This window comes from Micromonospora reichwaldensis, assembly GCF_031845925.1.
Classification (GTDB): Bacteria; Actinomycetota; Actinomycetes; order Mycobacteriales; family Micromonosporaceae; genus Micromonospora; species Micromonospora reichwaldensis.
This window is the reverse complement of sequence record NZ_JAVRFL010000066.1, coordinates 1-10,991: the sequence shown is the minus strand read 5'-3', so window position 1 is coordinate 10,991 and position 10,991 is coordinate 1. Positions and strand designations below refer to the sequence as shown.

The 10,991-nt window shown below is 73.7% G+C and carries 9 protein-coding genes; 4 read left to right on the top strand and 5 right to left on the bottom strand.

Annotation, left to right across the window (positions count from 1 at the left end):
* Positions 1 to 368: 368 nt before the first annotated feature.
* Together RM555_RS30650 and RM555_RS30645 are read right to left on the bottom strand one after the other, a co-directional pair.
* A complete protein-coding gene (locus tag RM555_RS30650; protein WP_311414974.1) occupies positions 369 to 1,793 on the bottom strand; it encodes an MFS transporter in 1,425 nt (474 codons plus the stop codon).
* An 85-nt stretch (positions 1,794 to 1,878) separates the two neighbouring features.
* On the bottom strand, positions 1,879 to 2,115 hold the full coding sequence (locus RM555_RS30645) for a hypothetical protein (RefSeq protein ID WP_132239717.1): 237 nt from the start codon (positions 2,113 to 2,115) through the stop codon (positions 1,879 to 1,881).
* A 202-nt stretch (positions 2,116 to 2,317) separates the two neighbouring features.
* Here RM555_RS30645 and RM555_RS30640 point away from each other — a divergent pair, with 202 nt between their 5' ends.
* The 3 genes from RM555_RS30640 to RM555_RS30630 all read left to right on the top strand — a co-directional run bounded on the left by RM555_RS30640 (position 2,318) and on the right by RM555_RS30630 (position 5,831).
* Positions 2,318 to 3,448, top strand: coding sequence for a geranylgeranyl reductase family protein (locus tag RM555_RS30640; protein WP_311414973.1), 1,131 nt, complete (start codon positions 2,318 to 2,320; stop codon positions 3,446 to 3,448).
* 247 nt (positions 3,449 to 3,695) lie between these two features.
* The gene (locus tag RM555_RS30635; RefSeq protein WP_311414972.1) at positions 3,696 to 3,887 is read left to right on the top strand and encodes a hypothetical protein; all 192 of its coding nucleotides are present in this window, start codon (positions 3,696 to 3,698) and stop codon (positions 3,885 to 3,887) included.
* A gap of 267 nt (positions 3,888 to 4,154) precedes the next feature.
* Positions 4,155 to 5,831: an ABC-F family ATP-binding cassette domain-containing protein gene (locus tag RM555_RS30630; RefSeq protein WP_311414971.1), complete on the top strand. Its 1,677-nt coding sequence runs from the start codon at positions 4,155 to 4,157 to the stop codon at positions 5,829 to 5,831.
* Positions 5,832 to 5,943: 112 nt separating this feature from the next.
* Here the strand turns inward: RM555_RS30630 and RM555_RS30625 are convergent, their stop codons facing one another.
* Complete coding sequence (locus RM555_RS30625; protein WP_311414970.1) at positions 5,944 to 7,734, bottom strand: bifunctional metallophosphatase/5'-nucleotidase; 1,791 nt, start codon at positions 7,732 to 7,734, stop codon at positions 5,944 to 5,946.
* 212 nt (positions 7,735 to 7,946) lie between these two features.
* Between RM555_RS30625 and RM555_RS30620 the strand changes: the two genes are divergently transcribed.
* Positions 7,947 to 8,849, top strand: coding sequence for an SDR family oxidoreductase (locus RM555_RS30620; protein ID WP_311414969.1), 903 nt, complete (start codon positions 7,947 to 7,949; stop codon positions 8,847 to 8,849).
* Between the two features lie 209 nt (positions 8,850 to 9,058).
* Here the strand turns inward: RM555_RS30620 and RM555_RS30615 are convergent, their stop codons facing one another.
* Together RM555_RS30615 and RM555_RS30610 are read right to left on the bottom strand one after the other, a co-directional pair.
* Entirely contained in the window at positions 9,059 to 9,718 is a 660-nt protein-coding gene (locus RM555_RS30615; protein ID WP_311414968.1) for a nucleotidyl transferase AbiEii/AbiGii toxin family protein, read from the bottom strand.
* On the bottom strand, positions 9,715 to 10,056 hold the full coding sequence (locus RM555_RS30610; RefSeq protein WP_311414967.1) for a hypothetical protein: 342 nt from the start codon (positions 10,054 to 10,056) through the stop codon (positions 9,715 to 9,717). The genes RM555_RS30615 and RM555_RS30610 overlap by 4 nt, the downstream gene beginning before the upstream one ends.
* Between the last annotated feature and the right edge of the window lie 935 nt (positions 10,057 to 10,991).

Sequence of the window (10,991 nt, the reverse complement as noted above, 5' to 3'; positions counted from 1 at the left end):
ACGGATGGCAGGACATGCCCCTGACCAAGGCCGCCCAGACCGTGCAGGTGTCGGCCTACCCCGACCACTACGCCCAGTGGGAGCAGCAGGCCGCCGACCTCGTCACCGAGCACTGGAACAGCTGACAGCAGTAGCCGAATCGCCCGCTGGCCGGCACCCCACCCCGGGGTGCCGGCCAGACGCATGTCGGGCCTCGGCCTCGGTGACGGGTGGCGGAGCCGGGGCGACGGGCGAGCTGCACCGCGACCGCTGGCCCGCCGCGCCGGCCGCATCCGCGGCGGCTCGTCCCGGCCGTCACCGACGGGGATCCCGCGTGAGATGGGCCGGGACCACCCCGCGACAAGCAGACCGTCCCGCGTCAGCGGTCGTCACCGGCGGTGGCCGTAGGCGACGTCGACCAGGGCCGCGACCAGCGCGAGCGCGATCACCCCGGCGGCCAGCAGCAGCGAGTGCCGGAAGGCGAGCGAGAAGTCCCCACCGCTGGCGGCCAGCGAGGAGAAGAAGACCGAGCCGACGGCGGCGATCCCGGCGGCCGAACCGATCCGCTGGCCGGTCTGGAGCATGCCGGCCCCGCTGCCCGCCTGCCGCACCGGCACCTGGGACAGGGTCAGCGTCTGGTTCGGCGCGATCACCAGGCCGCTGCCCAGCCCGGCCACCAGCAGGGGGGCCGCCGTCAGCCACGGCACGGCGGCGCCCCTCGGGGCCAGGTCCAGCACGACGACCACCGCGACGAGTCCCACCACCACGGTGAGCAGCCCGACCGCGACCAGGGGACGCCCGAAGCGGTTGACGATCCGGCCGCCGAGCGCGGACGCCGCGGCCGAGCCCAGCGCGAACGGGGTGATGGCCAGGCCGGCGACCAGCGCGCTGTAGCCGAGGCCGTTCTGCAGGTAGAGCGTGAAGATGAAGAAGATCGCGGTGAACCCGCCGAAGTAGACCAGCGCGATGAGCGATCCCAGGGCGTACGACCGGAAGCCGAACAGCCCCAGGTCGAACAGCGGCTCCTGGCGCCTGCCGTACCACCGTTCCCACGCTGCGAAGCCGGCCAGGGCGAGCAGCCCCGCCGGAACGAGCAGCCACTTCGCCGGGCTCTGCCATTCCTGCTGCACCAGCGGCAACAGCACGGCCAGCACGCCCACGCCGAGCAGCAGCACCCCGACGGGGTCCAGCCGCCGGTGGTCCCGTGGGCCGGCGGGTCGGTCGGGGAGCAGCCGCCAGCCGAGGACCACCGCGAGGACGCCGACCGGCACGTTGACGAAGAACACCCACCGCCAGCCGTGCGCCTCGCCGCCGACGGCGATCAGCAGGCCGCCGAGCAGCGGGCCGATGGCCGTGGAGATGCCGATGGTGGCGCCGAGCAGCCCGAACGGGCGACCCCGCTCCGGCCCCTGGAAGAGCTCCTGGATGAGCCCGGTGACCTGCGGGTTCACCACCCCGGCGGCGGCGCCCTGGAGCAGTCTGGCCGCGATCAGCCACCCGGGCGAGGCGGCCAGCCCGGCCAGCGCGCTGGCCAGGGTGAACAGGGCGATCCCGAAGACGAACGCGCTTCGCCGGCCGCGGGCGTCGCCGAAACGGCCGGCGGAGACCAGCACCAGGCCGAACGTCAGGGCGTACCCGGAGAGCACCCACTGCAGGTCGCTGGGGGAGGCCCCGAGGGCGCGGTCGATGGACGGGACGGCGACGTTGACGATGCTCACGTCGAGCAGCGTCATGAAGGCGGCGACCAGCCCGACCCCGAGGGCCTGCCAGCGGCGCCGGTCGTCCGGCGGCGCGGTCGGGTCGGCCGGGCTCATCGTGCCTCCCGTGGACCGGTGATCGGGCGTCGTCGAGCGCTACCCCGGTCCCCGGGCGGCGAACCATCGCGAGGCGCTCGGCGGCTCACGCCATCTGGCGGGCGCAGAACCGGGGACCGAAGTCCAGCCCGGCCATCGGCGAGTCCTCCCGGTGCAACAGGTTCTTCTCGGTCAGCTGGTGCAGCGGCGCCCGCAACTGCTCCTCGGTGAGACCGGCCTCCTCGGCGATCAGGTCCGGGTACGGCACCTGCCCCCGGGCCTCCAGCGCCGCGACCGCGTCGTACACCCGCTCCTCGACATCCGACAGCTGCACCTGCCGCATGGCCTTTCCTCCTTCGCCTGTCCCGCCTCTGCGCGGGCGGTCACGTCGCGCGATTACCCGGTGGACGGGCGAAGATGCCCACCCGATCGGGCGGTGCCGGTGGCCGCGCTCTGGCCGAAGGCACCCGGCAGGCGCTGGCCAGGCTGCACGTGCTCGCCGCGCCGTCGGTGCCGCGGGCTGCGGCTTGCCCTAGGCTGCACCAGTGATCGTCTGGGATCTCGCCGTCGTCGGCGCCGGCCCCGCCGGGCTCTCCGCCGCCCACGCCGCCGCCCGAGCGGGCGTGCGCACACTGGTGGTGGAGCGCGCCGCGCACCCGCGTTACAAGACCTGCGGGGGCGGTCTGATCGGCACCTCGCTCGCGGCCGTGGCCGACCGGATCGAGGTGCCCGCGCACGACCGGGTCGACCGGGTGACGTTCACCCGGGACGGGCGAAGCCGGTTCACCCGCCGCCATCCGGGCGGGCCGCTGGTGAGCATGGTGCGCCGGGAGGAGTTCGACGACCGGCTGCGGGCCGCCGCGGTCGCCGCCGGTGCCGAGGTGCGCGAGCGCGTCGCGGTCCGCGCGGTCGAGCAGGACCCCGACGTCGTACGCCTCAGGCTGGCCGACGGGGACACGGTCCACGCGCGGGCGGTGGTCGGGGCGGACGGCTCCTCGGGGGTGACCGCCCGGCACGTGGGGGTCACCCACCGGCAGGTGGACCTGGGGCTGGAGCTGGAGCTGCCCGTGCCGCCGGAGGAGCAGGCCCGCTGGCGGGGCCGCCTCCTGCTGGACTGGGGTCCGCTGCCCGGCTCGTACGCCTGGGTCTTCCCGAAGGGCGACCGGCTGACGGTCGGGGTGATCGCCGCCCGGGGCGAGGGGGAGCGGACCAGGGCCTACCTGCGCGGGTTCGTCGACCGGCTGGGCCTGTCCGAAGTGGAGCCGGCGCACGACTCCGGCCACCTGACCCGCTGCCGGGCCGAGGACTCGCCGCTGCGTCAGGGCCGGGTGCTGGTGACGGGCGACGCTGCGGGGCTGCTGGAGCCGTGGAGCCGGGAGGGGATCAGCTACGCGCTGCGTTCCGGCGAACTGGCCGGCGCGGCGGTCGCCGCCGGTGACCTGGCGGGCTACGAGCGCGCGGTCACCCGGGACCTGGTGCCGTCGATGCGCGCCGGGCACCGGCTGCTCGACGTGTTCGCCCGGCGGCCGGGGGTCTTCCACGCGTTGTTGGCGACGCCGCCGGGCTGGCGGATGTTCGTGCGGTTCTGCCAGGGCCGGGCGAGCTTCGACGAGACGTTGCGTCGCGCCCCGGTCCGGGCGGCGCTGGCGCTGCTGGACCGGCCGCCGAGCGGCTGAACCCGGCCGCGGAGGCCCACACGTCCTGGCCGCGCACGTCCTGGCCGCACCTTCTGGCGCGCACGTCCTGGCCGCACGTCGTCCGGCGCGCGCCAGGCCCGCACGTCGATTGGGCGCGCCGGACACGCGCCGGACACGCGCCACCCGGCAACCCGGCCCTCGCCTTTTGCCCAGGATCCTAGGATGCCTTAGCGGTGGTGTCCGACGTCACCACCGCACACAATGATGACGTCGAGGGAGAGAAGTCATGGCAGAAGACCGCTTCGGACCGTCGTTCACGGACGAGGAGTACAGCTTCCTGCGGCACGTGCGCTTCGGCGAGCTGCCGCCCGCGGTCCGCCCGGAGGAGCGGACGGCGCTGACCGAGACCGATCCGCGGCGGGACCAGCCGGATCCGGGCGACGAACGCGACCGGTGGGACCTGCGGCACGGGGCCTGACGCCCTGCCCGGGGGAACGGGGGTGCAGCTCGATCACCGTTCCTGCCGGTTCCTCGTACGGCCCGCCCGGTGGAGCGAAAATCCGGACGAGCGGGTGCGCCCGCGCTGCTAGCCTGGCCGTCATGGCACGAGGTATCTGGTCGCAGAAGGTCCGCTCCGCCCGCTGACGGCGGCGCCTGCTCTCTGCTGAATCCGCGCTCGCCGTCCCGGTTCCCGCCGGGCGGCCGCTTGCTGCTGCCCGGCTCCACCACGAGCTGCGGAGCACCCTTGAACCTCACCCCGACTCCCGAAACCCTGTCCCTGCCCGTCACGGCGGGCGGCGCCGCGCACGTCCGCGCCGACGGCGTCGCCGTCGTCCGCGGCTCCCGACGGGTCCTCGACGACGTGTCGGTGACTGTCTCCGCCCGGTCCCGGATCGCCGTCGTCGGCGAGAACGGCCGCGGCAAGACGACGCTGCTGCACGTTCTCGCCGGCCTGATCGCGCCCGACGAGGGCACCGTGCACCGGGCGGGCACGATCGGCCTGGCCCGGCAGGAGCTGTCCGCGCGTGACGGTGAGACCGTCGGCACCCTGACGTCCGAGGCGCTGGCCGCGTCGTTGGCGGCCCTCGCCGCGCTGGACGAGGCGTCGCTCGCCGTGGCCGCGGGCGATCCCGGCGCCGGGGACCGCTACGCCGTCGCGCTGGAGGCCGCCACCGGGCTCGACGCGTGGGACGCCGAGCGCCGCATCGATGTCGCCCTCGAGGCCCTGGGGGCGTGCACGGACCGCGACCGCGCGTTGTCGGAGCTCTCCGTCGGGCAGCGCTACCGGGTACGGCTGGCGTGCCTGCTCGGCGCGCGGCACGACGTGCTGCTGCTCGACGAGCCGACCAACCACCTCGACGCCGACGGGCTGGACTTCCTGACCCGCAGGCTGCGCGAGCACGACGGCGGCCTCGCCGTCGTCAGCCACGACCGGGCGCTGCTGCGCGACGTCGCGGACCGGTTCCTCGACCTCGACCCGACGCGCGACGGGACGCCGCGCCTGTACGCCGGCGGCTACGACGCCTGGCAGGACGCCCGGCGCCGCGAACGTGAGTCCTGGGAGCAGGACTACGAGGAGCAGCAGGCCGAGCACCAGCGGCTGCAGAACGCGGTGTCCAAGGCCCGCGACCGGCTCTCCACCGGCTGGCGGCCCGACAAGGGGACCGGTAAGCACCAGCGCCAGTCCCGCGCGCCGGGCGTCGTGCAGGCGCTGCACCGGCAGCAGGACGCCCTCCAGGCGCACCGGATCGACGTGCCGGAGCCGCCGCCGACCCTGCGGTGGCCCGACCTGAGCGTCCGGCGGGGTGCGCCACAGTTGCGGGCGTACGGCGTCGCCGTCGACGGGCGCCTGGCCGGTCCGGTCGACCTCACCCTCGACGGCGGCGACCGGCTGCTGGTCACCGGGGCGAACGGTGCCGGGAAGTCCACGCTGCTCGCGGTGCTGGCCGGCGCGCTCCGGCCGACGGACGGACGCGTGTGGACGGCGAAGGAGGCACGGATCGCCCTGATCGACCAGGAGACCGCCGCGCACGATCCCGCCCGCACCGCCCGCGAGGTCCACGCCCGCCACGTGGGGCGGCTGGTGGCCCGCGGGGCGCTCCGCGACGCCGAGGCCGTCCCGCTCGGGGCGCTCGGGCTGCTGGACTCCGATGCGATGCGCACCCCGGTCGGGCGGATGTCACAGGGGCAGCAGCGGCGCCTCGACCTGGCGTTGGCGCTGGCCGGGCGGCCCGGGCTGATCCTGCTCGACGAGCCGACCAACCACCTGTCGTCGGCGCTGGTCGACGAGCTGACCGAGGCGATCCGCGACACGAGCGCCGCCGTCGTGGTCGCCACGCACGACCGGCAGCTGCTGCGGGACCTCGCCGACTGGCCGCGCCTTGAGGTCGGAGGTCGGGTCACCGGCCGCGAACGACGCTGACCCAGCTCGCCGCCACGTCGCGTACGTGACACCGGGCGGGGCCGGTCGCGCTCAGGTGGGCACCGGACGGGCTGCGGGCGAATCGTCCACGGCCCGTCCGGTGGTGCGGGGATCAGAAGACCGGCACGCCCTCGCGCACCAGCCGCCAGTTCGGCTGGTAGAAGTCCGCCGGGTCGATGGTGCCCTTGGCCTGCGCCCAGTCGATCAGCAGCTGCCGGATCTCCTGCTGCTCGTTGTAGACCTGGGTCTTCACGATGCCGGGGAAGTTGCCGCCGCCGCTGCGCCGGTAGTTGTTGACCGCCACCACGAACTGTGCGTTGTCCGCCACCGGCGTGTCGGTGCCAGGCAGCACCAGGCGGGTGACGCGCTGCCCCACCGGCCTGGAGATGTCGATGTCGTAGTCCAGGCCGGAGAAGACGTCGTAGTTGTAGTCCGGCACGGCCGGGTCGCTGATCGTCGCCGGGTCGACCGGGGCACCGGGGGCGAGGGTCCGGAAGTACTTCGCCGAGTACTCCAGGTAGGCGCGCACCTCGGCGCCGCTGAGCACGACCGCCTCGAGGGTGTTGTCGAAGACGTACAGCCCGGCCACGTCGCGGATCTTCACGTCGCCGGCGGGGAAGACCGCCGTCCGGCTGAACGGTGCCGCGATCGACAGCACCGGCAGGTCCGCGTACGACGTGCCGGCCAACGCCTGACCGACGACCTCGGTCTGCACGTGGTTGATGAAGTCCAGGATGGGGGTGTCCCTGTAGCGGCTCTCCGCCGCCGACAGCTCCACGGTGGAGCGGGCCACGACCTGGTTGACGTACGCGACGGTCTTCTGGTGCTGCGCCCGTACGGCGGCGAGGACCTTCGGGTCCTCGACGACGGTGTTGGTGTTCAGCAGGGCGGCGGACTTCTTGGTGATCTTCCAGCGGCCCCGCTCGCGGGTCAGGGTGAAGTCCATCCGGCTCAGCCGCTGGCCCCACTTCGACGGCTCGGTGAGGAGCACCTGCTCGCCGGTCTGCTCGTTGGCCACGAACTTCTCGGCGACCTCGGCGTGGGCGTGGCCGAACAGGATCGCGTCGATACCGGGGACCTGCTGGGCGATCAGCGCCGTCGGGTTCTCGATCGGCAGCTCCGGGCCGTAGCTGGAGGTGCCGCTGTCGCCGCCGTGGGCGGAGATCAGCACGATGTCGGCGCCGCGCGCCCGCATCATCGGCACGTACTTCGCGGCGGTGGCGATCATGTCGTCGAACCGCAGCTTGCCCTCAACGTTGGCCCGGTCCCAGATCGCGCTGCCCGGGTTGGTCAGGCCGAGGATGCCGACGCGCAGCGGCGGTGCGGCGAAGCCGACGGAGACCTTCTTGATGACGTACGGCAGGAAGGCCGGCTTGCCGGTGGCGACGTTGACGGCGTTGGCGGCCAGCGCCGGGAAGCCCAGCTGCGAGATCCACTTCGCCAGCAGCGGCAGGCCGTAGTTGAACTCGTGGTTGCCCAGCGTCACGGCGTCGTAGCCGAGCACGTTCATGGCGTTGGCCATCGGGTGCGTCGCACCGGTGGTGGTGATCGGCTCCTGCTTGGCGTAGAAGGTGGCCAGCGGGGTGCCCTGGATGGTGTCGCCGGCGTCGAGCACCAGCGTCGCCTTGCCGCGCCGCTCGGCGCGGATCTGCGTGACGAGAGCGGCCAGCTTGGCGACGCCCACGTCGTTGTGCTTGCTGTCGTCGTACTCCGCGTCGGAGTAGTAGTCCCAGTTGTAGACGTTGCCGTGGGTGTCCGAGGTGCCGAGGATCGTCAGGTCCCAGGTCCGCGACCGGGCCGGGCCGGCCGCCTGGGCGGGGGTGGCGGCGATCAGCGGGACGCTCGCCGCCGCGGCCGCGGCGGCGAGCACCGTCCGACGCGACGGGCCGGAGGGAGAGGTCATGAGGTGCCTTTCCATGGGGGTTCGGGACGCCCGGTGAGCGCCGAGCGCACCATAAACGAGCGGCGGTCACTCCTGCCACAGCCGCCCGAGGTGTTTCATCACACCGGCGCGCGGGGGCCTGGTCATGTAACACGGCGACGGCCGTTTCCGCTTGCCGCCGCAGGGTAGGGCGTGGGAGACCCCAGACCCGACCGGTGCGCGAGGAGACGTCGGTGAGCGAGGACCAGCACACCCAGCAGGACCCCACGAGCCAGTACGGCCAGCAGGAGGGACAACCGAAGCAGCAGCAGACGCCGCCCGGCTCGACGGCGGAGATGACCCCGAAGCCGGACCACGGCGAGGAGTCGTACCGCGGCAGCGGCAAGCTCGACGGCCGGCGGGCGTTGATCACCGGTGGCGACTCCGGCATCGGCCGCGCGATCGCCATCGCGTACGCCCGGGAGGGCGCCGACGTGCTCATCTCCTACCTCAGCGAGGAGGAGGACGCCGACGCCCGGGAGACCGTCCGGCTGGTCGAGGAGGCCGGCCGCAAGGGCATCGCGGTACGCGGCGACATCACCGACGAGGGGCACTGCCAGGACCTGGTCGAACGGGCCCTGCGCGACCTCGGCGGGATCGACATCCTGGTGAACAACGCGGCCTACCAGATGGCACAGGACAAGGGCATCCTCGGCATCAGCGGCGAGCAGTTCGACCGGGTGCTGAAGACCAACCTGTACGCCATGTTCTGGCTCTGCCGGGCGGCCGTGCCGCACATGTCCGAGGGCTCGGCGATCATCAACACCTCGTCGATCCAGGCGTTCGACCCCTCGCCGCAGCTGCTGGACTACGCCACCACCAAGGCGGGGATCGCCAACTTCACCAAGGCGCTCGCCGCCGACCTGGCCGACCGGGGGATCCGGGTGAACGCGGTGGCGCCGGGCCCGATCTGGACGCCGCTGATCCCGGCGACGATGCCGAACGAGAAGGTCGAGAAGTTCGGCCAGGACACCCCGGAGGGACGCCCCGGCCAGCCGGCCGAGCTGGCCCCGGCGTACGTCTTCTTCGCCTCCCAGGAATCCAGCTACGTCACCGGCGAGATCCTCGGCGTGACGGGCGGCCGCCCCACAAAGTAACCCCGCCCGCCCCGCTGCCGCGCCCTCCCTGCCCCGCGCCCGCTGCCCCGCCCCTGCCCCGCTGCCCTGCCCCCGCCCCTGACCCGGGTCGATCATGCACTTGTGGTGCCCCGCGAAAGGGAAGTATCAGCACTTCCGCCCACCACAAGTGCATGATCGGCGCGAGAGGGTGCGGGGCGCGGGTGCGCGGAGGGACGGGGGGTGGGTGGTCAGCGGGGCCAGGGGGCCAGGCGGGTACGGACCTGGGCGACGGCGGCGGGGTCCAGGCCGTAGCGGGCGAACCGGCGGTCGGGCAGTCGGTCCAGGTAGCGGCCGGCGGCCCGGACGTCCTCGTCGTCCAGGGCCGGGTCGAGTTGGCGGGCCAGTTCCAGCAGCTCCGCCACGTCGTGGTGCTCCAGCGCCGCCGCGACGTCGATGTAGTCCCGGACCTCCCGGCGGTTGACCAGGGCGGCGGTCTTGTTCGCCATCAGATCCCGCACGTCCATCACCGGGCCGAGGTCCATCACCACCGGGCTGCGGTGCCGGTCCAGGCGGGCCAGGCTGAGCCGGATGAGCCGCCCGTCCCGGCTCACCACGAAGTCCCTCAGATCCCGGTCGAAGCCGTCGAACAGCTCGGCCAGTTCGCTGTCGGGGTCGGCGTCGGTCACCTCGAACCCGGCCCGCTCCAGTGCCGTCCGCACCCCGTCCGCAGCCGCGGCGGCGGCCCCCTCCACGTCCGCGAACAGGTCCACGTCCTCCGTCGGGCGGGTCACCAGCCCGTGCGCGGCCCAGGCCACCCCGCCGCCGAGCACGAACCGGTACGGCCCGGCAGCGGACAGGGCCACCCGGGCCACCTCGCGGTAGAACTCGTGCGGGTGGGCGGTGCTCACGCCGTACGCAGCCCCCGGTGGTGGCTCTCCCACGCCTGGCGTACGCCCCGGGGCAGGTTGAGCAGCCGCCACACTCGACGCAGCGTGCGCCCGTTGATGAGCAGCCGGAGATCCTCCGCGCGGGTGGTCTCGCGCAGCACATTTTCGTACATCCAGAGCAGTTCGTCCGGATCGCCCAGGTCGAAGGTGCGGTCGGAGTTCCACATCAGCCGCACCGGCAGCTCCACCACGCCACGGGTGGGGCCGGTCAGCTCGGTGAGGGTGCGGGCCACCACGGCGGGCCGGCCCGGACGGGCCGGATGGGCCGTGCGGGTCGGCGCGGGGGAGAGGGCCTGCATGCTGTCAGGGTAACCCCAGGTCGGGCCGCTGGGGATCGCGGTTTCGCCGGTGTCGCGGCTGGCGGCGCATGGTCGGGCTCGTTTTCGTGCTCCTGGCCGGCGGTGAGCGCGGGTCGCCGGGGCTGGGTTCTGCATTCTCGGCGTGGTGGTTACTGCCGGCGTCGGAATGGCGGTGCGTGGGGTGGGTGCGGTGCGTCGCGGTGGGGGTGTGGCCCGCCGTGCCCGGCTCCGGGCGGTCAGGCTTGATCCCTGCGCCGGGCACGGCGGACCACACCCCGTCAGTGCCCACCCTCGCGCCCGTCCGCCGACCTCCCGCCGACCTCCCGCCGGGCTCCCGCCGACTTCCCGCCGACTTCCCGCCGACCTCCCGCCGGGCTCCCGCCGGGCTCCCGCCGGGCTCTCGCCGACTTCCCGCCGGGCTCTCGCCGGAGATCTTGGCAAGAAACCGCCCCTCCAGGGGCCGTCTTCTACCAAGATCTCCACCGGACCCGGACCAACCCGAACCCGAACCCGAAGGCGGACTCGGACCGGGGACCGGGGGTGACCGGTGGACCGAGTGACTGAAGTGGCGGAGTGACCCGCTCAACCGGCTCACCCGGGTCCACCCTCGGATGCGCCGGATGCGCCGGGTGAGCCCTCGTGAGCCGGGAGCCCGGTGTGCCCTTGGTGAGAGTCGGGTGACCTGGGAAGCGGGTGAGTCGGTAACCCGTGGACCCGGGTGTGACCGGGTGACCGGTTTCGTGGGCGGCTGTCCGGGTGGCTTGAGCCGGTGAGTCGTCAGTGGTTGGCGTGTCGGTGCCGGGTGTGTGGTTTGGGGGTGTGACCGGGGGCATCGTGGGGGCGGAATCGTGGCCGGGGCGGGGTCGTTACACCCTGCGTACGACCGAGCAACACCCACACCGCCGAGGCCACGCCGCCCCGACAGATGGCGGGCC